Source organism: Bacteroides sp. LFL-34, assembly GCF_027257075.1.
GTDB classification, from domain to species: Bacteria; Bacteroidota; Bacteroidia; order Bacteroidales; family Bacteroidaceae; genus Bacteroides; species Bacteroides ovatus.
The window spans coordinates 23,487-47,650 of the sequence record NZ_JAPQKZ010000020.1 but is presented as its reverse complement, the minus strand read 5'-3'; the positions used below and the strand labels follow the sequence as shown (position 1 = coordinate 47,650).

Genomic DNA, 24,164 nt, shown 5'->3' with positions numbered 1-24,164 from the left:
AGCGCTCTTTTTTAACCAACTAAACAAGTTTTTCGAATTATGAAGGGAATATTTCCAATCGATAAATTCCGCACTTTGCAGACACCTTTCTATTATTACGATACCAAAGTGCTGCGCGATACATTGTCGGCTATTAACCATGAGGTTGCCAAATATCCTAATTATTCAGTGCATTACGCTGTTAAAGCAAATGCTAACCCGAAAGTACTTACCATCATCCGTGAGAGCGGAATGGGAGCCGACTGTGTGAGCGGTGGAGAAATTCGTGCCGCTATCCGTGCAGGATTTCCGGCCAATAAAGTTGTTTTTGCAGGAGTAGGTAAAGCAGACTGGGAAATTAACCTCGGGCTGGAGTACGGCATCTTCTGTTTCAATGTAGAGTCTATTCCCGAACTGGAAGTAATCAATGAATTGGCTGCTGCTCAAAATAAGGTGGCTAATGTTGCTTTCCGTATCAATCCGGATGTAGGCGCACATACTCACGCAAATATCACTACCGGTTTGGCGGAAAACAAATTCGGTATCAGCATGCAGGATATGGACAAGGTGATAGATGTGGCGCAGGAGATGAAAAACGTAAAGTTTATCGGGCTTCATTTCCACATTGGTTCACAGATTCTGGATATGGGCGATTTTGTAGCTCTCTGTAATCGTGTCAATGAATTGCAGGATAAATTGGAAGCTCGCAGAATTCTGGTAGAACACATTAATGTAGGAGGTGGTTTGGGAATTGACTACGGACATCCCAATCGTCAGGCTATTCCGAACTTCAAGGATTACTTTGCTACCTATGCCGGACAACTGAAATTACGTCCTTATCAGACCTTGCATTTTGAATTGGGACGTGCAGTTGTAGGACAGTGCGGTTCCTTAATCTCTAAGGTTTTGTATGTAAAACAAGGCACACGGAAGAAATTTGCCATCCTGGATGCAGGTATGACCGATCTTATCCGTCCGGCTCTGTATCAGGCATTCCATAAAATGGAAAATATTACTTCCGAAGAACCATTGGAGGCATACGATGTAGTAGGACCGATCTGTGAATCGTCGGATGTTTTCGGAAAAGCAATTGACCTGAACAAAGTGAAGCGTGGTGACTTGATAGCCCTTCGTTCTGCTGGTGCTTATGGTGAAATAATGGCTTCCGGATACAACTGTCGTGAACTGCCGAAAGGATATACTTCCGACGAACTGGTGTAAGTAAAAAATGAACCACTACAATCAAAATGTGAATGTAGTTTAAAAATATAGGGTGCATGGAACAATTTTAACTGAAAGCTTGTTATTTTTGTAATGAGTTCAAAAAGAAACTACATTAACAACTTAATAAAAAATACGATTATGATTTCAGAAAAATTACAGAATGCAATTAACGAACAGATTACTGCTGAAATGTGGTCTGCTAACCTGTATCTAGCAATGTCTTTCTATTTTGAGAAAGAAGGTTTCAGCGGTTTTGCTCATTGGATGAAAAAGCAATCCCAGGAAGAAATGGGACACGCTTATGCAATGGCAGATTATATCATCAAACGTGGAGGAACTGCTAAAGTAGATAAAATAGATGTTGTTCCTAACGGATGGGGTACACCTCTCGAAGTGTTTGAACACGTTTACAAGCATGAATGTCATGTTTCTCAATTGGTAGACAAGCTGGTAGACGTAGCTGCTGCTGAAAAGGATAAAGCAACACAGGATTTCTTGTGGGGATTTGTTCGCGAACAAGTAGAAGAAGAAGCTACAGCACAAGGCATTGTTGACAAGATCAAGAAGGCTGGTGATACCGGAATTTTCTTTGTAGATTCACAATTGGGACAGCGTTAATGATGCTACTCTGAAAAAATAGTTCTTTATATAGATAGAAGCTGCCTGAATTTCTGTTCAGACAGCTTCTTTTTTTTCACTTATTAGGCTTATATGTTCGAAAATAAACTACCTTTGTATTACGAGTCAGAGAAAAATTAATCCCGATTATTATAAATGAATGGTGTGAATAGAGGAATTTTTAGATTGCTCCCTGTATTTTTATTGCTCTTTTTGGGGGTGAGTAGTTGTTCTCAAAAAGAAGAACGGCGTATTCTGGTTATCCACTCTTATGAGGAGACTTATGCGGCTTATCCGGAATTTAACCGGATGATAGCGGAGCAATTTGAAAAAGAGAAAATTGATGCTGATATTCGTACCGTTTATTTAGACTGTGAATCCTACTGGGAAGAGCCGGAACTTGAGCGGATGCGCTTTCTGGTTGATTCCGTATCGAAAGATTGGCGGCCGGAAGTGATTCTGGTGAATGAAGACTAGGCTACTTATTCATTGATGAAATGCGGAATTCAGTTGGCGAAAGAAGTGCCTGTAGTTTTTGGTGGTGTCAATTATCCGAATTGGGGATTACTGAAACATCATCCCAACGTGACAGGCTTCCATGACAAGATAGCCTTTAATGAGAATATCAGTGTGGCAAAAGAGCTTTTCGGTGAGCACGTTCGTTTGTTTACCATGCTTGATACTACCTATATCGACAGACAAATCAGAAGAGATGCAAAGGAGCAGTTTAAAGGATATAAAGTGACCGGATTCATAGATAATCCCGAACTTTCTCCTGAAGAACAGATACGTTTGGCACAGGAAGAAGGCTATACCCGTTTCATGGCTATTCCTTTGCGTAATGCCAGAAACCATTCGAATGCTACTTTTATGTGGGTTTTGAACAGGAGTTACCGCGATCAATGTTATATCCAGTTGAAACGTGATTACACCACTATTAATATTGGGAGTATCTGTGGTAGTCCTAGTCTGACAGCCATCAATGAAGCCTTTGGGTTTGGTGAGAAGTTGTTGGGTGGATACATCACTTCGCTGCCTATTCAGGTAGAAGAAGAGGTGAAAACTGCCGTTCGCATATTACATGGCGCAAGCCCTTCGGATATACCCATTGTTGAAAGCCGGAAAGAGTATGTCGTAGACTGGAATACAATGACGCAAATTGGTTTGAGTAAGGAAAGTATTCCTGCTAAATATCGTATTATCAATATTCCGTTCAGAGATGAATATCCATTTTTGTGGGGAGCCTTAGTCGCTTCATTTGTTCTTTTCCTGATTTTACTTTTTGCTTCTCTTTGGTGGCTATATCTTCGGGAACAGATGAGGAAAAAACAGGCTCTTATAGCATTGGCTGATGAAAAAGAAACATTGTCATTAGCCATTGAGGGTGGAATGACGTATGCTTGGAGATTGGATAAGGGTTGTTTTGTTTTTGAAGATGCATTCTGGGCGTCGCAAGGGTTAAATCCTAGACAACTATCGTTTAAGGAATTCATGAGCTTTATTCATCCCGATCATTGGGAGGGAGTGAAGTTCAACTGGCGAAATCTGAAAAGTGCTCATAAAAAAATTGTGCAGGAGCTTTGTAACTTCGACGGTAAAGGCTATAGTGGTGGGAGTTTCGTTATACTACTAAACAGCTTTCGGGTGGTGAATATAAAACAGCAGGTTTGCTGCTCAACATACAAGATATAAAAGATCGTGAAGAGGAACTGGAAGCTGCACGCTTACTCGCTGAAAAGGCAGAATTGAAACAATCATTCCTGGCAAATATGAGCCATGAGATACGTACTCCACTTAATTCGATTGTGGGTTTTGCCAATATTCTGGCATTGGAAGATGGATTGAGTTCCGTAGAACGCGAAGAATACATCGGCGCTATTAATAAGAACAGCGAGTTGTTGCTCAAATTGATTAACGATATTTTGGAGCTTTCTCGTATCGAATCAGGCTATATGTCTTTCTCGTTTAAGAAATGTAGGGTGAGAGAGCTGATTGATGACATTTATATGACTCACCAGGTATTGATTGCTCCACGCCTGGAATTCCTGAAAGAAGTGGATAATATACCTTTGGAAATTAATGTGGATAGAGAGCGCTTGATACAAGTTCTAACAAATTTCTTGAATAACGCCAGTAAATTTACGGAAACCGGATATATCAAATTAGGGTATATTTATCTGCCGGATGAGGGGCATGTGCGGATTTATGTAGAAGATACTGGGAGAGGTATTCCACGCGAAGAACAACGGATGATTTTCAGCCGTTTCTACAAACAGAACGAATTTTCACAGGGAGCAGGATTGGGGCTTTCTATTTGTCAGGTAATTATAGAAAAACTGGGTGGAAGGATTGAACTCAAATCCGAAGTAGGCAAGGGAAGTCGCTTTACGGTCATCCTTCCTTGCCGGGTAGTGTCTTGATAAAACTTAATAGGAGGGATTGTCAACCGTGTTATTTTTTGTTTTTCCCTTTCTCCATCGTTCCCAAGTAAATCTCCAGTGAACGGGTGGAAATCTGTATTTCGCGGAAAGATACGCCTAGAGAGGCTATCAACAGAATCAGTGCCAGTCCGAATACGTAAGCAGAAAATAATTGCAGTCCGATATAAATAAGAAACATACTGACTACGCAAAGAAAAAGACTTGCAATACCCAGTCCTTGCATTGTACGGGTCAGGTTCAACCGTTTCCGTAAATTCTCGATTTGAGCTTCAGTGATATCCGAAGGGTTCTCCACGTAGCGGTCACGCAGTTGGCGCACAAGTTGGGCATACGATAAGAAACGGTTGGTGTAAGCCAACAAAATCAATGAAACTGCCGAGAAAAGTAGGGCAGGAGTAGTGAGGGTCAGTTCTTCCATAATCTATTTTTTGTAGTCAAGTAGCGGTTCAAAATTCATTTTATAAAAGAGAATTTAGGTGCAGATAACATAGATTTCACGTATTATACGTTTTTTAGAATGAAGCTTGTTATAAAGCAACTGTGTAAGATACGTGAAATCTGTGTGATCCGTGTAATCCTCGCCTAAAATATAGATTCCGCAAGGAAACCTTGCTTCGGAGTTATTCCGCTTTCAATACGTTGAGCTCTTTACCTACCTTGATAAAGGCAGCGATACACTTGTCAAGATGTGCTTTTTCGTGTCCTGCAGAAATCTGTACACGGATGCGGGCCTGATCTTTCGGCACTACCGGATAGTAGAAACCTGTCACATAGATTCCTTCTTCCTGCATACGTGCAGCATAAATTTGAGACAGTTTCGCATCATACAGCATTACCGCACAAATAGCACTTTGCGTCGGTTTAATATCAAATCCGGCAGCCGTCATCTTATCACGGAAATAGTTTACATTTTCAACCAACTTGTCATGCAGGGCATTGCTCTCTTTCAGCATCTTGAAAACTTCAAGACTTGCACCGATGATACCTGGAGCCAATGAGTTGGAGAACAAATACGGGCGACTGCGTTGACGGAGCAAATCAATGATTTCTTTACGTCCGGTGGTAAATCCTCCCAGTGCACCGCCGAAAGCCTTACCCAACGTTCCGGTATAAATATCTACACGTCCGTGAGTCTTATACAACTCGCTTACGCCATGACCAGTGGCACCTACCACACCGGCAGAGTGAGACTCGTCCACCATTACTAACGCATCGTATTTCTCGGCAAGATCACAAATCTGATCCATCGGAGCTACATTACCATCCATTGAGAACACACCGTCCGTAACAACAATACGGAAACGTTGTGCCTGCGCTTCTTGCAGACATCTTTCCAAGTCTTTCATGTCAGCATTGGCATAACGGTAACGTTTCGCTTTGCAAAGACGTACCCCGTCAATGATAGAAGCATGGTTTAGCGAGTCCGAGATAATGGCATCCTCTTCAGAGAAAAGTGGTTCGAATACACCGCCGTTAGCATCGAAGCAGGCAGCATACAGAATCGTGTCTTCAGTCTGGAAATAGTCCGAGATGGCAGTTTCCAGTTCTTTGTGTATATCTTGTGTTCCACAAATGAAACGGACGGACGACATTCCGTATCCACGGTTGTTCATCATTTCCTGCGAAGCCTTGATTAATCGGGGATGATTGGACAATCCTAGATAGTTGTTTGCGCAGAAGTTTAATACTTCCTTACCTTTTACAGTGATGGCAGCTTGCTGCGCACTTTCAATCAGTCGTTCTTCTTTATAAAGTCCGGCTTCCTTGATTTCAGCCAATGTTTGGCGGAGATATTCTTGCATTTTACCGTACATAGTGTTTGGGTGATTAAGTTATATTGCAAAGGACACAATTTTTCTTGGAATAACAATGTCTTTTTGATTAAAATCTGAAAAAAAAGTGCTTACTTTGCGCACTATTTAAGCTTGATATTCTAAGTCAGAAGAAAAAATGGAACACATTTTGATTATTGGAGCTACCGGACAGATAGGGTCGGAGCTAACGATGGAGCTACGTAAACGTTACGGAAATGCAAATGTAGTAGCTGGTTATATTCCGGGTGCAGAACCTAAAGGGGAATTAAAGGAGTCGGGACCGTCGGCTATTGCTGATGTAACGGACGGCGAGGCGATTGCATCTGTAGTAAAAGAGTATCATATCGATACAATTTATAACTTGGCTGCTCTGTTGTCCGTAGTTGCCGAGTCGAAACCCAAGCTGGCTTGGAAAATAGGCATCGATGGATTGTGGAATGTGCTGGAAGTGGCACGTGAACAAGGGTGCGCGGTGTTTACTCCGAGTTCTATCGGTTCGTTTGGCGCTAGTACGCCTCACACGAAAACACCGCAGGACACCATTCAACGTCCCCGTACCATGTATGGAGTCACTAAAGTAACGACAGAGTTGTTGAGTGATTACTATTTTAATAAATACGGTGTCGATACTCGTGCTGTCCGTTTTCCGGGCATTATTTCGAATGTGACCCCTCCGGGAGGAGGTACGACCGATTATGCTGTCGATATTTACTACTCGGCAGTGAAAGGAGAAAAGTTTGTGTGCCCCATTAAGCAAGGCACTTTAATGGATATGATGTACATGCCGGATGCGCTGAATGCAGCAATCACACTGATGGAAGCTGATCCGGCAAGATTGATACATCGCAATGCTTTCAATATCGCTTCCATGAGTTTCGATCCGGAAACGATATATCAAGCTATCAAGAAGCATGTGCCGCAGTTTGAGATGATTTATGATATAGATCCTTTGAAGCAGCGTATAGCCGATAGCTGGCCCGATAGTCTGGATGATACCTGTGCTCGTGAAGAGTGGGGATGGAAGCCGGCCTACAATTTGGAAAGCATGACGGTGGATATGCTTGAAAAGTTAAGAGAGAAACTGAAATAATGAAAAAACTAATTGCAGGGGTCATACTGCTCGGTATATTGAGCTCTTGTGGAAACAAGAAAACAAATATTGACCCCTTCGCATCTATTACTAAAGAGGTGGATTCAGTCCGGCAGATAGCCGATTCTAGCCACCATGATAAATCGCCGGAAGATCCGCAGCCTATACAGGCGGATGAATCTTTCGATGATTTTATTTACAATTTTGCTTCCGATGATGTGTTACAGCGTCAGCGTGTGAAATTTCCATTGCCCTACTACAATGGAGATAAGAAGTCAAACATTGAGGAACGCAACTGGAAGCATGATGACTTGTTTACCAAACAGCATTATTATACACTGCTGTTTGATAGAGAAGAAGACATGGATTTAGTAGGAGATACCTCCCTCACTTCTGTGCAGGTAGAGTGGATGTTCGTGAAAACACGAATGGTGAAAAGATACTATTTTGAACGTATCAAAGGTGCATGGATACTGGAGGCAATCAACCTGCGGCCCATTGAACAAAGTGATAATGAAAACTTTGTTGAGTTTTTCGGACATTTTGCAACGGATAGTCTTTTTCAGAGTCAGCGTGTGCGGGAGCCGTTGGCTTTTGTAACCAGTGATCCGGACGATGATTTCTCCATTTTGGAGACAACCCTCGATCTTAATCAGTGGTTCGCCTTCAAACCGGTACTTCCTGTCGACCGCCTTTCTAATATTAATTACGGACAGCGGAATGACGATGATTCGCCCACGAAAATCCTGGCGTTGAAAGGTATCGGAAATGGTTTTTCCAATATCCTTTATTTCCGCCGGAAAGCCGGAGAATGGGAATTGTATAAGTTTGAAGATACAAGTATCTGATACAGGTTAAGATGCACTATAACAGTATAACTTATAACTAAAAATATATGTATTCTCTTTTGCCCTACAATACATTCGGCATCGATGTCAGTGCCGCTCGTTTTTTAGAATATTCTTCGGTTGAAGAACTGAAGAAGCTGATTGTGCAAGGTGCCATTGTGACACCTTTTTTGCATATTGGTGGCGGCAGTAACCTGCTGTTTACCAAAGATTACGACGGGTTGATACTCCATTCCCGCATTGAAGGAATCGAAGTGACGGAGGAAGATGAACACTCTGTGTCGGTACGAGTGGGAGCGGGAGTAGTATGGGATGACTTCGTTGCATATTGCGTAGAACATGGATGGTATGGAACGGAGAACCTGTCGCTCATCCCCGGTGAGGTCGGAGCGAGCGCGGTACAGAACATCGGAGCTTATGGCGTTGAAGTGAAAGATCTGATAACAGCTGTGGAAACGGTGAACATTCAAGCTGAAGAACGCGTTTATTCGGTGGAAGAGTGTGGATATACCTACCGCAACAGTATCTTTAAACGCCCGGAAAACAAGTCGGCTTTTGTCACCTATGTCCGTTTCCGACTTAGTAAAAAAGAACATTATACGTTAGATTATGGAACCATTCGTCAGGAGCTTGAAAAATATCCGGCATTGACGCTTTCTGTTGTACGGAAAGTGATAATTGATATTCGTGAGAGCAAGTTGCCCGACCCGAAGGTAATGGGAAATGCCGGCAGCTTCTTTATGAATCCCATTGTGCCGAAAGAAAAACTGGAAGCCCTGCAGCAGGAATATCCCCGGATACCTTACTATGAGCTGGCAGAAGATCGGGTGAAAATTCCGGCAGGATGGATGATCGACCAATGCGGCTGGAAAGGTAAGGCCTTAGGTCCGGCTGCCGTACATGATAAACAAGCGCTGGTGTTAGTGAATCTTGGTGGAGCAAAAGGTAGCGATATTCTTGCGCTTTCAGATGCAGTCCGAGCCTCTGTTCATGAGAAGTTTGGCATTGATATCCACCCGGAAGTTAACTTAATAAATTGAGAAGTAACAAGTGAAAGTAAGAATCATTGGAAGTGGAACATCGACGGGAGTACCCCAAATCGGCTGTACATGTCCGGTTTGTACTTCTACCGATCCGAAAGATAACCGATTGCGTGCATCTGCTATTGTTGAGACAGATGATGCGCGAATTTTGATAGATTGCGGTCCGGATTTCCGGACACAGGTATTGCGTCTTCCTTTTGAGAAGATAGATGGTGTGCTCATTACGCATGAACATTATGACCATGTGGGTGGGTTGGACGATTTGCGTCCGTTTTGCCGGTTTGGTTCAGTGCCTATTTATGCGGAAAATTATGTGGCACAAGGCTTGCGCTTGCGTATGCCCTATTGTTTTGTTGACCATCGTTATCCGGGAGTTCCCGACATTCCTTTGCAGGAAATCTCGGTGGGACAGGCTTTTTCAGTTAACCACACGGAGGTGCTTCCTTTACGTGTGATGCATGGCCGATTGCCTATTCTGGGATATCGTATCGGGCAATTAGGTTATATCACTGATATGCTGACCATGCCCGAAGAATCCTATGAACAATTGGCGGGAATAGATGTTTTGGTAGTGAATGCACTTCGGATTGCCACGCATCCTACTCATCAGAATTTGGAAGAAGCCTTGGCAGTGGCGCAGCGCATTCAGGCAAAGAAGACGTACTTTATACACATGAGTCATGATATGGGCTTGCATGCGGAGGTTGAAAAGAGCCTTCCGGAAAATATTCACCTGGCATTCGACGGATTGGATATCTATCTTTGATTATCGGTGAAATTTTTAGCAAAAGTTTTGTTTTCTTTGTAGAAATTATTATTTTTGCACCTAGCCGATAAACAGCGAATATTATGAAACTTCGTACGATAGTGAAAATAGCGATCACGTCTTCTGTTGTACTTTTGTGCTCAGGTTTCGCATTGTACTCTTTTTTTAGACTGTCGGCGGCCGAAGGGCAGAAAGATTTTGATCTTTATGAACTGGTTCCATCCACCACTTCAGCCGTATTTGTTACCGATGATGTGCTCGAGTTTGTAGCGGAGGTCGATGATCTGACTTGTAGTAAAAATCAGCAATATATTTATGTGTCCAAACTTTTTTCTTATCTGAAACAAAGCCTTTATGCCCTCTCGGAAGATACTCCCCATGGCTTGAGTCGGCAAATGAATCAGATGCTGATTAGTTTCCACGAACCGGATAACGAACGGAACCAGGTACTTTATTGCAGATTGGGAAATGGGGATAAGGAATTGGTAAACAGGTTTGTGCGTAAATATATATCTTCGCTTTATCCACCGAAAACGTTTGTTTACAAAGGAGAGGAAATAATCATTTACCCGATGGCAGATGGTGATTTTCTAGCCTGCTATCTGACGTCTGATTTTATGGCATTAAGTTTTCAGAAAAAACTGATTGAAAACGTTATTGATGCATATAAGAGTGGTAAATCATTGGCAGATGATCCTACCTTTACAGGAGTGCGTGCTCCAAAAAAAAGTGCAGCGACCGCCACAATCTATGCCCGTATGAAAGGGATGATGGGATGGACGGAATTTGACATGAAGATGAAAGATGATTTTATCTATTTCTCCGGCATCACTCATGATGCAGACACTTGTTTTGCATTTATAAAACAACTTCGCCAGCAGCAATCAGTCAAAGGCTTCCCGGGTGAAGCACTGCCCTCCACTGCTTTCTATTTTAGCAGACAGGGGATTACGGACTGGGCGTCTTTACTTTCTTATGGAAATGCGCAGGAGCAGAACGGGGCAGTCCGCACGAGTGAAGTGCAGAATAGAGATAAGGAATTTTCCCGCTATCTGATGGAAAATGCCGGGCAAGACCTGGTTGCCTGTCTCTTCCAGCGTGAAGATACGTTGCAGGATGCAGCGGCAGTCTTGAGCCTGTCTGTGGCAGATGTGACGGAAGCTGAAAGGATGCTTCGTACCCTTGTCAATACTGCTTCGGCAGATGAAGGAAGAAAAACTCCCCGTATTACTTTTGGTTATACTGTAAATAAGGCATACTTGGTCTATCGGTTGCCTCAAACAACATTGTTTAAACAACTGACCAGTTTTGTGGAGGCCACTTTGGATGTGTATGCGGCGTTCTATGACGGGCGTTTGTTGCTTGCTCCTGATGAGAATGCTCTGTCACAATATATTCGCCAACTGGATAAAGGCGAAGTGCTTAATGGAGTAATGGCCTATCAGGCAGGCATGGATCACTTGTCTGATTCATACCACTTTATGTTGATGGCGGATTTTGACCACATATTTCGGCAATCAGAAAACCACGTTCGTTTTGTACCGGATTTTTTTCTGCGTAACGCCGATTTTTTCCATAATTTCACCCTCTTTGTTCAGTTTGCCTGTACAGACGGAGTGGTATATCCTAACATTGTTTTGAAATATAAATCAGAATAAAAAATGACCGTTTGTTTACAATCGTTTTTCTAAAAAAAACTCCCGACAGAATTTAATCCTATCGGGAGTTTTTTATGCTTATTCGTCCGGCGAATGGCTTTCGGTTTAAAATGGCAGATCGTCTTTGGCATCCCCCGGAGTAAATTCCGGCATAGCTGACGGAGGTGGGGGAGGAACGGGAGAACCGGAAGCCATCGGAGCACCTGCACCAACACGTTCTACTTTCCATGCACGGATACTATTGAACCAACGATCGTTCCACTGACGGGCGTCAACGTCGAATGATACAGTTAGTTCTTCGCCCATTTGAATGTTGAACTGCTCAATTTTGTCTGCGCCAAATACGTCGAAGCACATCTTGCGCGGATATTGGTCGTGGTTTTCGATAACGTACTCTTGTGATTTCCACTCGTTGCCGCTAGTTTTTGAAACTCCGCCTCTCGGGGGGAGGATAGCGATGATTTTTCCTGTAAATTCCATTGCGATAATTTTAAATTCTGGGGCGAAGTTACAATTTTTTAGTAATATCCCTCACACAATGCCTGTTTTTTTCTTTTGTTTTATTGGGCAGCCCAAATCTTTTTTCGTAACTTTGTGCGATAGAACATTTAAAACTTAAATACACGAAAATATATGAAATTTATCGTTTCAAGTACTGCTCTTTCCAGCCATTTACAGGCCATCAGCCGTGTGATTAATTCAAAAAATGCGCTGCCAATTCTCGATTGTTTCCTCTTCGAATTGGAAGACGGAACATTGTCTGTGACTGTATCCGACAGTGAAACAACGATGGTGACTACTGTAGAAGTGAATGAAAGCGATACAAACGGGCGTTTTGCCGTAGTAGCGAAAACATTGCTTGATGCACTGAAAGAAATCCCGGAACAACCACTTACATTTGAAATCAATCCGGATAATTATGAAATAACAGTGCAGTACCAGAACGGAAAATACAGCCTGATGGGGCAGAATGCGGATGAATTCCCGCAATCGGCTACACTGGGTGATAATGCAGTCCGTGTAGAAATGGAGGCAAGTGTACTTCTGGGAGGCATCAACCGTTCGGTATTTGCTACTGCCGATGACGAACTTCGTCCGGTGATGAACGGTATTTATTTCGATATTACCACAGAAGACATCACAATGGTTGCTTCAGACGGTCATAAACTGGTGCGTTGCAAGACATTGGCAGCTAAAGGTAACGAGCGTGCAGCCTTCATCCTTCCAAAGAAACCGGCTACTTTGCTTAAGAATCTTTTGCCGAAAGAACAAGGCACAGTGACGATCGAATTCGATGAACGCAATGCTGTATTCATGCTCGAAAGCTACCGGATGGTTTGCCGCCTGATTGAAGGACGTTACCCGAACTACAACTCGGTAATTCCGCAGAACAACCCGCACAAAGTGACCGTAGACCGTCAACAGTTGGTAGGAGCTTTGCGTCGTGTGTCTATTTTCTCGTCGCAGGCAAGCAGTTTGATTAAACTCCGTATGCAGGAAAACCAGATTGTGATTTCCGCACAAGATATTGACTTCTCTACTTCTGCCGAAGAAACACAAGTTTGCCAGTATGCAGGTGCAGCAATGAGCATCGGTTTCAAATCGACATTCCTCATCGATATCCTGAACAATATTTCAGCAGACGAAGTAGTCATCGAACTCGCAGATCCTTCACGTGCCGGAGTAATCATCCCGGTAGAGCAGGAAGAAAACGAAGACCTGCTGATGCTGCTGATGCCGATGATGCTAAATGATTAATAGTAATCACCGCAAAATAACACAGAGTTCTACAGAGCAATAAATACATAAAAACACTCTGTGGAACTCTGTGTTACTCTGTGGTGGAAAAAATAATTAGAAATGAAATTAAACCTGAAAAATCCCATTGTTTTTTTTGATTTAGAAACAACCGGAACCAATATCAACACAGACCGAATTGTTGAAATCTGCTATCTGAAAGTATATCCGAATGGAAATGAAGAAGCAAAAACATTACGTATCAATCCTGAAATGCATATCCCGGAAGCATCTTCTGCTATACATGGCATTTATGATGCCGACGTAGTCGATTGCCCTACTTTCAAAGAAGTGGCGAAAAACATAGCCAGGGACATTGAAGGTTGCGATTTGGCAGGATTTAATTCCAATCGTTTTGATATTCCTGTCCTTGCCGAAGAGTTCCTTCGCGCCGGAGTGGACATTGATATGACGAAACGCAAATTTGTAGACGTACAGGTGATCTTCCACAAAATGGAACAACGCACCCTGTCTGCTGCCTATAAATTCTATTGCGACAAGAATCTGGAAGATGCACACACTGCCGAAGCAGATACACGGGCCACTTACGAAGTGCTGAAAGCACAGCTCGACCGTTACTCCGATCTTCAGAATGATATTGCGTTCCTGGCAGATTATTCAAGTTTCAGCAAGAATGTAGACTTTGCCGGACGCATGGTGTACGATGATAATGGGGTGGAAGTGTTCAACTTCGGAAAATATAAAGGAATGTCTGTAGCCGAGGTTTTGAAGAAAGATCCCGGATATTACAGTTGGATTTTGAATAGTGATTTCACGTTGAACACTAAGGCGGCATTGACAAAAATCCGTTTGCGTGAAATGAGTAATTTGATTACAAAATAATGCTAAAAGGAAAAAAAATAATTCTTGGAATTACCGGCAGTATTGCCGCGTACAAGGCGTGCTATATCATTCGCGGACTGATAAAACAGGGAGCGGAAGTGCAAGTCGTAATTACTCCGGCGGGAAAAGAATTTATTACTCCCATCACTCTTTCGGCTTTGACCAGCAAACCGGTCATCAGTGAGTTTTTTGCCCAGCGTGACGGAACGTGGAATAGCCACGTCGATCTCGGATTGTGGGCGGATGCTGTATTGATTGCACCTGCCACTGCCTCTACTATCGGTAAAATGGCCAATGGAATAGCCGACAATATGCTCATAACAACTTATCTTTCGGCAAAAGCTCCCGTGTTTGTTGCTCCGGCAATGGACCTCGATATGTTTGCCCATCCCGCCACCCAGAAAAATCTGGATATACTGCGTTCCTACGGTAATCACATTATCGAGCCGGGAACAGGAGAATTAGCCAGCCACTTGGTAGGAAAGGGACGTATGGAAGAGCCGGAAAACATCATCCGGGTATTGGATGAATTCTTTGCTTCGAGTGACGAACTATCCGGGAAGAAAGTGATGATTACAGCCGGACCGACTTACGAGAAGATTGATCCGGTGCGTTTCATAGGCAATTATTCTTCCGGAAAGATGGGATTCGCATTGGCAGAAGAATGTGCCCGTCGTGGAGCACAGGTGACATTGATAACAGGTCCTGTGCAGCTCAAAACGAAACATTCCCGTATCCAGCGTGTAGATGTGGAATCAGCAGAAGAAATGTATGCGGCTTCACAGATCTATTTTCCAGATGCTGATGCAGGTATTCTTTGCGCGGCAGTAGCCGACTACCGTCCGGAAACAGTGGCCGACAAGAAGATTAAGCGGGAGAAAGAAGAGGAACTAACCCTCCATCTTCAGGCAACACAAGACATCGCTGCCAATTTAGGAGCACTGAAAGGGAAAAATCAGTTATTGGTTGGCTTTGCCCTCGAAACCAATAATGAGCAGCAGAATGCCGAAGGAAAGCTCGAACGCAAAAACTTCGACTTTATTGTGCTCAATTCGTTGAATGATGCTGGAGCCGGTTTTCGCCATGATACCAATAAAATAAGTATCATCGACAGGAAAGGTCGTACAGACTATCCTCTGAAGCCGAAGACGGAAGTAGCCCAAGACATCATCGACCGTCTGGTAGCCACTCTGTCTTCCGGTTTTTAATTTTTAATCTTTAATTAAAATAGAAGGTGTTACGTTCACTATACATTCAGAATTACGCATTGATAGAAAAACTGGATATCAGTTTTGAAACAGGCTTTTCCGTTATAACAGGTGAAACGGGAGCCGGAAAATCAATTATTCTGGGAGCTATCGGACTCCTGTTAGGACAGCGTGCCGATGTGAAAGCGATTCGCCACGGAGCTTCCAAATGTATCATAGAGGCACGTTTCGATATATCTGCCTATGGTATGCGTCCGTTTTTCGAAGAAAACGAGTTGGAATATGATGAAGAGTGCATTTTGCGTCGTGAAGTGCAGTCTTCCGGTAAGAGCCGGGCATTCATCAACGATACTCCTGCTTCGTTGGCACAAGTGAAAGAGCTGGGCGAACAGCTGATAGATGTACATTCGCAACATCAGAATCTGCTGCTTAATAAAGAAGGATTTCAGTTGAATGTGCTTGATATTCTGGCACATAATGACGCTGCATTGGCGAAATATCGTCTGTGTTATGACGAATGGAAACAGACAGATCGCGAACTCGCTGAATTAGTGTCACTGGCAGAGAAAAGTCGCTCCGATGAAGATTATATCCGCTTCCAACTCGAACAGCTCGAAGAAGCCTGTTTGGTGGAAGGCGAACAGGAAGAACTGGAGCAGGAAGCTGAAACATTAAGTCATGCAGAAGAGATAAAAGCCGGACTTTACCGGGTGGAGCAGTCGTTTGCTTCGGATGAAGGTGGCTTGCTTTCTTATCTGAAAGACAGTCTGAATACACTGAATAATCTGCAAAGAGTATATCAGCCGGCCAAGGAACTTACCGAACGTATGGAGAGCGCTTATATCGAACTGAAAGATATTTCGCACGAAGTCTCTTTACAAAGTGACTCCGTTGAATTCAATCCGGTTCGTCTGGACGAAGTGAATGAACGGTTGAATCTGATTTATTCCTTACAGCAGAAACATCGGGTACAAACCCTTGATGAATTGATAGCGCTAACGGATGAATACCGCAGCAAATTGTCGGACATCACTTCCTATGATGAGCGTATCGCCGAACTGACTGCTCGCAAAGAGGAACAATATAAACAAGTGAAACAACAGGCAGAAGTGCTGACCAAAGCCCGTACGAAAGCTGCTCGTGAAGTAGAAAAACAGCTGGCTGTCCGGTTGATTCCATTAGGAATGCCGAATGTTCGTTTCCAGATAGAAATGGGACTGAAGAAAGAGCCGGGATTGCAAGGAGAAGATACAGTCAACTTCCTGTTTTCCGCCAATAAGAACGGCACCTTGCAGAATATCTCTTCCGTAGCTTCAGGAGGTGAAATCGCTCGTGTCATGCTTTCTATCAAGGCGATGATTGCCGGAGCCGTCAAGCTGCCGACTATCGTATTTGATGAAATAGATACCGGAGTCTCCGGTGAAATAGCCGACCGTATGGCGGACATGATGCAGGAGATGGGCGACCGCAACCGTCAGGTAATCAGTATCACCCACCTGCCGCAGATTGCTGCCCGTGGGCGTGCTCATTATAAGGTATACAAGAAAGATAGCGATACGGAAACCAACAGCCATATCCGCCGTCTCACTGACGAAGAACGGGTAGAGGAAATAGCTCACATGCTTAGTGGTGCCACTCTCACCGAAGCTGCCCTTAGCAATGCCAAATCCCTGCTTGCCCGCAACTGATAAATAGTGAATAGTAAATAGTAAAATAGTAAATCAACCAGATGTTAGATAAAAGTGAAATGATTTTCGGCGTTCGTGCCGTGATAGAAGCCCTTCAGGCTGGAAAAGAGATAGATAAGATCCTCGTGAAGAAAGATATTCAAAGTGATCTTTCCAAGGAGCTTTTTGCAGCTTTGAAAGGTACGCTGATACCTGTTCAGCGTGTTCCGGTAGAGCGTATCAACCGTATTACCCGGAAAAATCATCAAGGAGTGATCGCCTTCATTTCTTCTGTGACTTATCAGAAAGCGGAGGATCTTGTTCCTTTCTTGTTTGAGCAAGGAAAAAATCCGTTTTTTGTTATGCTCGACGGAGTGACCGATGTACGCAATTTCGGGGCGATTGCACGTACCTGCGAATGTGCGGCTGTCGATGCCGTGATTATTCCTGTCCGGGGTAGTGCGTCGGTCAATGCTGATGCCGTAAAAACATCGGCAGGAGCGCTACATACTCTTCCGGTATGCCGTGAACAGAACCTCCGTTCGACTCTGCAATATCTGAAAGATAGTGGTTTCCGCATTGTGGCTGCTACCGAAAAAGGAGATTATGACTATACCAAGGCCGATTATACAGGTCCCCTCTGCATCATAATGGGAGCTGAGGATACAGGAGTTTCTTATGAAAACCTTGCCCTCTGTGATGAATGGGTGAAAATTCCGATGCTGGGCACTATCGAATCCCTGAATGTCTCTGTAGCTGCCGGTATCCTGATTTACGAAGCTGTGAAACAAAGAAACAATGACTGATATGAAGAAGATTTTAATTCTACCTTTGCTGCTTTTCTTCCTGGTACAAGGAAGCATGGCACAAACCCCAAAATGGGTAGAGAAGGCAAAACGTGCAGTCTTCTCAATAGTGACTTATGACAAGAATGATAAAATGCTGAATACGGGAAACGGATTCTTTGTATCCGAAGACGGATTGGCTTTATCAGATTATACTCTTTTTAAAGGAGCTGAACGTGCGGTAGTGATTACTTCCGAAGGCAAGCAGATGCCGGTCAGCCTAATACTTGGAGCGAATGACATGTATGATGTCATTAAGTTTCGTGTGGCTATCACCGAGAAGAAAGTGCCTGCGCTGGTCGTTGCTAAAACAGCCCCGGCGACAGGAGCCGATGCGTGGATGCTTCCTTATTCTACACAAAAAAGTATCGCTTGCGTTACTGGTAAGGTGAAAGATGTTTCCAAAGTAGCCGGAGAATACCATTATTATACATTGAGCATGCATATGAAAGATAAGATGGTGAGCTGTCCGGTGATGAATGCGGAAGGTCAGGTATTTGGTATTGCGCAGAAATCATCCGGTATCGATACGGTGACTACTTGTTATGCGGCGGGAGCAGCTTTTGCCATGTCGCAGAAAATCAGTGCTCTTTCTTTGGGAGACGCTGCCTTGAAAAGCATTGGTATCCGGAAAGGTTTACCTGAAACGGAAGATCAGGCATTAGTATATCTGTTCATGGCCTCTTCGAGCCTCTCGGGCGAGGACTATGAAAAGCTGTTGGATGACTTCATTCGCCAGTTCCCTGCCAATGCAGATGGTTATCTCCGTCGTGCCAATTATTATGCATCTAAAGGTAAAGACGATCAGACCTGGTATGATAAAGCCGTTGCCGACTTTAATCAAGCTCTGAAAGTAGCCCAGAAGAAAGATGATGTATATTATAATATAGGTAAGCTAATGTATGCTTATCAATTATCGAAGCCGGAGAAAACTTATAAAGACTGGACGTATGACACCGCTTTGAAGAATGTCCGTCAGGCAATCGCTATTGATCCGCTGCCAATTTACATTCAAATGGAAGGCGATATACTGTTTGCCCAACAAGACTATGCCGGTGCTTTGGCTGCTTATGAAAAGGTAAATACCAGCAATATTGCTTCTCCGGCCACTTTCTTTAGTGCTGCCAAGACGAAAGAACTGCTGAAAGGGGAACCGAAAGAAGTGGTAGCCTTAATGGATAGCTGTATTACCCGTTGCCCGCAACCGATTACGGCCGACTTTGCTCCATATTTGTTGGAACGTGCGCAGATGAATATGAATGCCGATCAGGCGCGAAATGCAATGCTCGATTATGATGCTTACCATACGGCAGTCAAGGGAGAAGTGAACGACGTGTTCTATTATTATCGCGAACAGGCAGCTTTGAAAGCACGTCAGTTTCAACGCGCTTTAGACGATATTGCCAAGGCCATCGAGATGAATCCGACAGACCTCACCTACCAGGCAGAGCATGCAGTTGTAAACCTCCGTGTAGGACGGTATGAAGAAGCCATTCAGATTTTAAATAATATATTGAGGACTGATCCTAAATATGGTGAGGCTTACCGTTTATTGGGACTTTGCCAGATACAGCTGAAGAAGACAGATGAAGCTTGCGGCAACTTTAAGAAAGCGAAAGAATTGGGTGATCCGAACGCAGATGAATTGATAACCAAATACTGCAAGTAAAAAGATTATCTTCTTGAAGATAAAAAATGAATCCCTGCCAACTCGAAAATTGGCAGGGATTCCTCGTTTTTGGGGACGTTGTATAAAAAACTCTCTCTCTTTTTTATTTTTCCCCACTTCACTTGTTAAGTTCAGGTTGTAGGTTTTAATGATATATGGTTTGATTTCCCTTTTTCCCCTCTTTTATAAGTTAAATGCATGGTTATTGAAAATACTGCATGGCTTCACTTATTTTTTTTAGAAATAATTCGAATTTCTATCTAAAACAGTAAGTAAATTTAAAATCGTGGTTCATTTTATCTATAATCTTACTATATTCCGCACGTTTTTAATAACACGTATGAGATAAGTTATAATTTATGGAAAAAAATCGATTTACTATTTGTGCAAACAATTACATCGACTGTTTGCGACAAGAGGGTCGTTATTCTACGGCCCATGTGTATAAACACGCTATTCGTTCTTTTTCGCAGTTTTGTGGAACTCAATCCATCACGTTTAGTAAGATAAACCGTGAAACTCTAAAGAGGTATAGTAACTATCTGATGGCTTCCCGTTTGAAGCCCAATACGATTTCTACGTATATGCGTATGTTGCGTAGTATCTACAATCGTGGTGTCGATATGCATCAGGCTCCTTATGTACATGGTTTGTTCCGGGATGTTTTTACCGGGGTGGACACACGTCAGAAGAAAGCTATCCCGATCGGCGAACTTCACATGCTATTAAACAAAGATCCTCAATCGGAAAAGCTTCGCCGGACGCAGGCCATTGCCAATCTGTTATTTCAGTTTTGTGGAATGCCTTTTTCTGATTTAGCCCATTTGGAAAAGTCCAATCTGGAGCGGGGGCTTTTGAAGTACAATCGTACCAAGACCGGTACTCCTATGAGTATAGAAGTGCTGGAGTCAGCGCAGAATGCAATTGGGGGATTGTACAATAAATCTGACGCCCGGAGTTCTGGCTATCCTGATTATCTTTTCCGGATATTAAGCGGAGCGTACAAGCGGAATGAAGAAGGAGCCTATCGTGAGTATCAGTCAGCTTTGAGACGTTTTAATAATGAGTTGAAAAGCCTGTCCAGAAAATTAAGGCTACATTCGCCCGTCACGTCGTATACGCTTCGTCATTCTTGGGCTACGACTGCTAAGTACAGAGGTGTACCTATCGAAATGATTAGCGAATCACTAGGACACAAATCTATTAAAACAACACAGATATATTTAAAGGGTTTCGAATTGGAAGAAAGAACAAAAGTAAATAAATTGAATTATTCTTACGTTTGCAATTTTAAAATGCTCTGATTTATATTATTAAAGCATTATGGATTAGGGACTTAATGCTGGTGTTACTTCTTAGGTAACGGAATTATATTCGCTACAAAGATAGGTAAAAATATTAATAGCAAACAAACAATAAACTTCTTTTTTTCCTTTTTCTCTAAAATATGCAACATAAATCTATCTGAACATGAAGGATAACATCTTCATGCTCAAAGGCTTTTTATTACCTAAATTCAAGAATGTTTTATATTGAATGTTAGGTGCCCGCTTTTATATTCCCTCATAATCGTTTTTTTTCTTTTTTCACAGCGATGTGTATTCTATATGTGTGTTGTCCGTTACCTAAGAAGTAACGGATGAACATGGGGTAAAAAAATATGATTTTAACGAAACCGAAATCAGTAAATGCCGGGCCTAGTAGTGGGACAGGGGAAGGCGTAGCACACTCAAAACGCTGGTATGTAGCACTCGTTCGAATGCATCACGAGAAAAAAGTTGCCGAGCGTTTGTCTAAGATGGGAATTGATTCTTTTGTTCCCGTTCAACAACAAATCCATCAATGGAGTGACCGTCGTAAGATGGTTGATACAGTCTTACTCCCAATGATGGTTTTTGTACATGTCAATCCAAAAGAACGTATGGAAGTCCTTTCATTTTCTACGGTCAGCCGTTATATGGTGATGCGTGGAGAGAGTACTCCTGCCGTTATTCCTGACGAGCAGATGGCCCGTTTCCGTTTCATGCTCGATTATTCCGAAGAAGCAGTCTGTATGAATGATACTCCACTAGCGCGTGGTGAGAAAGTTCGTGTCATAAAAGGTCCTTTGAGTGGACTTGTTGGCGAACTTGTGACTGTAGGCGGGAAGAGTAAGATTGCCGTTCGTTTAAATATGCTTGGCTGTGCTTGTGTAGATATGCCAATCGGTTATGTAGAACCCACAAAGATCACCAATGACAACACGAAGAAAATTTAACGTATTTCTATTCATTCTGTTGCTGGGAGTTTTTTCTCCTTTAATGGCTCAAAATATGAGCGACTCCCAAGTTCTTGAATATGTCAAGGATGGCATCCGCCAGGGTAAAGAACAGAAACAACTAGCTTCTGAACTGGCACGTAGAGGTGTGACCAAAGAACAGGCAACTCGTGTGAAGCAACTCTATGAGCAGCAAAACAATGTCAATGCTTCCAATGCAACGGGTACCGACATCAATGAATCACGCCTTCGTGAGGAAATGAAAGAAAACACTTCCGATATGCTGGAAGACCACCCGAGCACTCAAGACCTCGCACTTGGGAACCAGGTTTTCGGACGAAATATTTTCAACACCCGTAACCTTACTTTTGAACCCAGTGTCAATATCGCCACCCCCTTGAACTATCGTCTGGGTCCCGGTGATGAAGTGATTATCGATATCTGGGGAGCCAGCCAGAACACTATCCGCCAACAGATTTCTCCTGACGGCACGATCAACATTCAGAAAATAGGTCCTGTCAACCTGAACGGACTAACTATTGCTGAAGCCAATGACTATCTCAAAAAAACATTAAACAAGATATATAATGGTCTTAATAATGCGAATGATCCCACCTCTGACATCCGTCTGACTTTGGGCAGCATACGTACTATCCAGATCAATGTAATGGGTGAGGTTGTCCAACCGGGTACTTACTCCCTCTCTTCTTTTGCCACAGTCTTTCATGCACTTTACCGTGCGGGTGGAGTCAGTGACATAGGAAGCCTTCGCAATGTGCAGCTGGTACGTAACGGCAAAAATATCGCCACGATCGACGTCTACCAATTTATCATGAAAGGAAACATTCAGGATGACATTCGTCTTCAGGAAGGCGATGTAGTAATAGTCCCCGCCTATGACGTATTGGTTAAGATCGACGGAAAAGTGAAACGCCCGATGCGTTTCGAAATGAAAAAGGATGAAAGTCTATCCACTCTTATCAGCTATGCCGGTGGCTTTGAAGCCGACGCCTACACCCGTTCCTTGCGTGTCGTACGTCAGAACGGACAGGAATATGAAGTAAACACAGTCAAAGACCTTGACTATAGTGTCTATAAAATGCGAAACGGTGATGTTGTGACCGCCGAAGCCATCCTTAATCGTTTCATCAATAAACTTGAAATCCGTGGAGCCGTTTATCGTCCCGGCATCTACCAGTTGAATGGAAAACTGAATACTGTCCGTGAACTGGTAAACGAAGCCCAAGGCCTGACCGGTGATGCCTTCTTGAACCGTGCCGTTCTCTACCGCCAGCGTGAGGACTTGACTACCGAAGTTGTTCCTGTAGACATTAAAGCTATCATGGACGGTACTTCCCAAAACATCATCCTGATGAAAAACGATATCCTTTATATTCCTAGTATTCATGACCTGGAAGACAGGGGCAACGTCGTAATCCATGGTGAAGTAGCCAAACCTGATTCTTATCCTTATGCGGATAACATGACCCTTGAAGACTTGATCATTCAGGCAGGTGGATTGCGTGAAGCCGCTTCTGTGGTTCGTGTAGATGTATCCCGTAGAATTAAGAATCCTCGTAGTACAGTGGATAACGATACTATCGGCCAGATATATACATTCTCCCTAAAAGAAGGCTTTATTGTAGATGGAACCCCTGGCTTTGTACTTCAACCTTACGATGAAGTTTATGTACGTCGTAGTCCGGGTTATCAAGCTCAACAGAATGTGGTTGTTGAAGGTGAAATACTGTTCGGAGGCTCTTATGCAATGACCAGTCGTGAAGAACGTCTTTCGGACTTAATCAATAAAGCTGGAGGTGCAACGAATTATGCCTACTTACGTGGTGCCAAATTGACTCGTGTGGCCAATGCGAGTGAAAAGAAACGCATGGGTGATGTGGTCCGCTTGATGAGTCGACAGTTGGGTGAAGCTATGATGGACTCATTAGGTGTTCGTGTGGAAGATACCTTTAGTGTTGGTATTGACTTGGAGAAAGCATTAGCTAACCCTGGAAGTACAGCAGATATTGTCTTGCGTGTGGGTGATGTAATTTCTATTCCGAAAAATAATAATACAGTAACGATCAATGGTGCCGTAATGGTCCCGAATACGGTTTCTTATATGGAAGGAAAGAATATAGACTATTATCTGAATCAGGCTGGTGGTTATTCTGAAAATGCAAAGAAGAGTAAGAAATTTATAGTTTATATGAATGGCCAAGTGACTAAAGTGAAAGGTAGTGGTAAGAAACAGATCGAGCCGGGATGTGAGATAATTGTGCCTAGTAAGGCTAAGAAAAGGACTAATATGGGTAATATTTTAGGGTACGCTACTACATTCAGCACATTGGGAATGATGGTTGCTTCTATTGCTAACTTAATAAAGAAATAACGAAT

General features: G+C 43.1%; 19 protein-coding genes and 1 pseudogene. 17 read left to right on the top strand and 3 right to left on the bottom strand.

Going from position 1 to position 24,164, the window contains the following annotated elements:
* The first annotated feature begins 39 nt into the window (after positions 1 to 39).
* From lysA to N5O98_RS13320, 3 genes and pseudogenes are all read left to right on the top strand, one after another.
* A complete protein-coding gene (gene lysA / locus N5O98_RS13330; RefSeq protein ID WP_004304026.1) occupies positions 40 to 1,200 on the top strand; it encodes a diaminopimelate decarboxylase in 1,161 nt (386 codons plus the stop codon).
* Between the two features lie 141 nt (positions 1,201 to 1,341).
* Positions 1,342 to 1,821 carry a ferritin gene (locus N5O98_RS13325; protein WP_004304025.1) on the top strand — a complete coding sequence of 160 codons (480 nt, stop codon included), beginning with the start codon at positions 1,342 to 1,344 and terminating at the stop codon, positions 1,819 to 1,821.
* Between the two features lie 156 nt (positions 1,822 to 1,977).
* Positions 1,978 to 4,241: pseudogene (locus N5O98_RS13320) on the top strand (ATP-binding protein).
* A gap of 31 nt (positions 4,242 to 4,272) precedes the next feature.
* Here N5O98_RS13320 and N5O98_RS13315 read toward each other — a convergent pair.
* Positions 4,273 to 4,680, bottom strand: a complete 408-nt coding sequence (locus N5O98_RS13315) for a DUF2721 domain-containing protein (RefSeq protein WP_004304023.1) — start codon at positions 4,678 to 4,680, stop codon at positions 4,273 to 4,275.
* A 202-nt stretch (positions 4,681 to 4,882) separates the two neighbouring features.
* Positions 4,883 to 6,076: a glycine C-acetyltransferase gene (gene kbl, locus N5O98_RS13310; protein ID WP_004311498.1), complete on the bottom strand. Its 1,194-nt coding sequence runs from the start codon at positions 6,074 to 6,076 to the stop codon at positions 4,883 to 4,885.
* 136 nt (positions 6,077 to 6,212) lie between these two features.
* On the opposite strand from kbl, the gene N5O98_RS13305 reads away from it, so the two are divergent.
* The 5 genes from N5O98_RS13305 (at position 6,213) to N5O98_RS13285 (ending at position 11,481) form a co-directional block, all read left to right on the top strand.
* The gene (locus tag N5O98_RS13305) at positions 6,213 to 7,166 is read left to right on the top strand and encodes an NAD-dependent epimerase/dehydratase family protein (protein WP_004311497.1); all 954 of its coding nucleotides are present in this window, start codon (positions 6,213 to 6,215) and stop codon (positions 7,164 to 7,166) included.
* Positions 7,166 to 8,014 carry a DUF4348 domain-containing protein gene (locus N5O98_RS13300; RefSeq protein ID WP_004297036.1) on the top strand — a complete coding sequence of 283 codons (849 nt, stop codon included), beginning with the start codon at positions 7,166 to 7,168 and terminating at the stop codon, positions 8,012 to 8,014. The genes N5O98_RS13305 and N5O98_RS13300 overlap by 1 nt, the downstream gene beginning before the upstream one ends.
* Before the next feature lie 47 nt (positions 8,015 to 8,061).
* Positions 8,062 to 9,054, top strand: coding sequence for a UDP-N-acetylmuramate dehydrogenase (gene murB, locus N5O98_RS13295; RefSeq protein WP_004297035.1), 993 nt, complete (start codon positions 8,062 to 8,064; stop codon positions 9,052 to 9,054).
* Positions 9,055 to 9,064: 10 nt separating this feature from the next.
* On the top strand, positions 9,065 to 9,823 hold the full coding sequence (locus N5O98_RS13290; RefSeq protein ID WP_004311496.1) for an MBL fold metallo-hydrolase: 759 nt from the start codon (positions 9,065 to 9,067) through the stop codon (positions 9,821 to 9,823).
* 83 nt (positions 9,824 to 9,906) lie between these two features.
* The gene (locus N5O98_RS13285; protein WP_004311495.1) at positions 9,907 to 11,481 is read left to right on the top strand and encodes a DUF3352 domain-containing protein; all 1,575 of its coding nucleotides are present in this window, start codon (positions 9,907 to 9,909) and stop codon (positions 11,479 to 11,481) included.
* 105 nt (positions 11,482 to 11,586) lie between these two features.
* On the opposite strand, the gene N5O98_RS13280 is transcribed toward N5O98_RS13285, so the two are convergent.
* Positions 11,587 to 11,961 carry a DUF3127 domain-containing protein gene (locus N5O98_RS13280; RefSeq protein WP_004311494.1) on the bottom strand — a complete coding sequence of 125 codons (375 nt, stop codon included), beginning with the start codon at positions 11,959 to 11,961 and terminating at the stop codon, positions 11,587 to 11,589.
* A gap of 153 nt (positions 11,962 to 12,114) precedes the next feature.
* Here N5O98_RS13280 and dnaN point away from each other — a divergent pair, with 153 nt between their 5' ends.
* The 9 genes from dnaN to N5O98_RS13235 all read left to right on the top strand — a co-directional run bounded on the left by dnaN (position 12,115) and on the right by N5O98_RS13235 (position 24,159).
* Positions 12,115 to 13,239, top strand: a complete 1,125-nt coding sequence (gene dnaN / locus N5O98_RS13275) for a DNA polymerase III subunit beta (protein WP_004297029.1) — start codon at positions 12,115 to 12,117, stop codon at positions 13,237 to 13,239.
* 102 nt (positions 13,240 to 13,341) lie between these two features.
* Entirely contained in the window at positions 13,342 to 14,121 is a 780-nt protein-coding gene (locus tag N5O98_RS13270) for a 3'-5' exonuclease (RefSeq protein ID WP_004297028.1), read from the top strand.
* Positions 14,121 to 15,329, top strand: coding sequence for a bifunctional phosphopantothenoylcysteine decarboxylase/phosphopantothenate--cysteine ligase CoaBC (gene coaBC, locus N5O98_RS13265; protein WP_118161533.1), 1,209 nt, complete (start codon positions 14,121 to 14,123; stop codon positions 15,327 to 15,329). Before N5O98_RS13270 ends, coaBC begins: the two co-directional genes overlap by 1 nt.
* Before the next feature lie 26 nt (positions 15,330 to 15,355).
* Complete coding sequence (gene recN, locus N5O98_RS13260) at positions 15,356 to 17,017, top strand: DNA repair protein RecN (protein ID WP_022199383.1); 1,662 nt, start codon at positions 15,356 to 15,358, stop codon at positions 17,015 to 17,017.
* 41 nt (positions 17,018 to 17,058) lie between these two features.
* Positions 17,059 to 17,802, top strand: coding sequence for a 23S rRNA (guanosine(2251)-2'-O)-methyltransferase RlmB (gene rlmB, locus N5O98_RS13255; protein ID WP_004297025.1), 744 nt, complete (start codon positions 17,059 to 17,061; stop codon positions 17,800 to 17,802).
* A gap of 1 nt (position 17,803) precedes the next feature.
* Entirely contained in the window at positions 17,804 to 19,510 is a 1,707-nt protein-coding gene (locus N5O98_RS13250) for a serine protease (protein ID WP_022199384.1), read from the top strand.
* 359 nt (positions 19,511 to 19,869) lie between these two features.
* Positions 19,870 to 20,814, top strand: a complete 945-nt coding sequence (locus N5O98_RS13245; protein WP_004321252.1) for a tyrosine-type recombinase/integrase — start codon at positions 19,870 to 19,872, stop codon at positions 20,812 to 20,814.
* Positions 20,815 to 21,170: 356 nt separating this feature from the next.
* Positions 21,171 to 21,767 carry a UpxY family transcription antiterminator gene (locus N5O98_RS13240; RefSeq protein ID WP_004325374.1) on the top strand — a complete coding sequence of 199 codons (597 nt, stop codon included), beginning with the start codon at positions 21,171 to 21,173 and terminating at the stop codon, positions 21,765 to 21,767.
* Positions 21,745 to 24,159, top strand: a complete 2,415-nt coding sequence (locus tag N5O98_RS13235) for an SLBB domain-containing protein (RefSeq protein ID WP_171036014.1) — start codon at positions 21,745 to 21,747, stop codon at positions 24,157 to 24,159. Before N5O98_RS13240 ends, N5O98_RS13235 begins: the two co-directional genes overlap by 23 nt.
* The last annotated feature ends 5 nt before the right edge of the window (positions 24,160 to 24,164 follow it).

Coding starts and splice junctions, on each gene's coding strand:
- N5O98_RS13325 (WP_004304025.1), top strand. CDS start 1,342: ATGATTTCAGAAAAATTACAGAATGCAATTAACGAACAGATTACTGCT.
- N5O98_RS13245 (WP_004321252.1), top strand. CDS start 19,870: ATGGAAAAAAATCGATTTACTATTTGTGCAAACAATTACATCGACTGT.
- rlmB (WP_004297025.1), top strand. CDS start 17,059: ATGTTAGATAAAAGTGAAATGATTTTCGGCGTTCGTGCCGTGATAGAA.
- N5O98_RS13315 (WP_004304023.1), bottom strand. CDS start 4,680: ATGGAAGAACTGACCCTCACTACTCCTGCCCTACTTTTCTCGGCAGTT.
- N5O98_RS13235 (WP_171036014.1), top strand. CDS start 21,745: ATGACAACACGAAGAAAATTTAACGTATTTCTATTCATTCTGTTGCTG.
- N5O98_RS13300 (WP_004297036.1), top strand. CDS start 7,166: ATGAAAAAACTAATTGCAGGGGTCATACTGCTCGGTATATTGAGCTCT.
- N5O98_RS13285 (WP_004311495.1), top strand. CDS start 9,907: ATGAAACTTCGTACGATAGTGAAAATAGCGATCACGTCTTCTGTTGTA.
- kbl (WP_004311498.1), bottom strand. CDS start 6,076: ATGTACGGTAAAATGCAAGAATATCTCCGCCAAACATTGGCTGAAATC.
- N5O98_RS13250 (WP_022199384.1), top strand. CDS start 17,804: ATGAAGAAGATTTTAATTCTACCTTTGCTGCTTTTCTTCCTGGTACAA.
- N5O98_RS13240 (WP_004325374.1), top strand. CDS start 21,171: ATGATTTTAACGAAACCGAAATCAGTAAATGCCGGGCCTAGTAGTGGG.
- dnaN (WP_004297029.1), top strand. CDS start 12,115: ATGAAATTTATCGTTTCAAGTACTGCTCTTTCCAGCCATTTACAGGCC.
- coaBC (WP_118161533.1), top strand. CDS start 14,121: ATGCTAAAAGGAAAAAAAATAATTCTTGGAATTACCGGCAGTATTGCC.
- murB (WP_004297035.1), top strand. CDS start 8,062: ATGTATTCTCTTTTGCCCTACAATACATTCGGCATCGATGTCAGTGCC.
- N5O98_RS13305 (WP_004311497.1), top strand. CDS start 6,213: ATGGAACACATTTTGATTATTGGAGCTACCGGACAGATAGGGTCGGAG.
- N5O98_RS13280 (WP_004311494.1), bottom strand. CDS start 11,961: ATGGAATTTACAGGAAAAATCATCGCTATCCTCCCCCCGAGAGGCGGA.
- N5O98_RS13270 (WP_004297028.1), top strand. CDS start 13,342: ATGAAATTAAACCTGAAAAATCCCATTGTTTTTTTTGATTTAGAAACA.
- lysA (WP_004304026.1), top strand. CDS start 40: ATGAAGGGAATATTTCCAATCGATAAATTCCGCACTTTGCAGACACCT.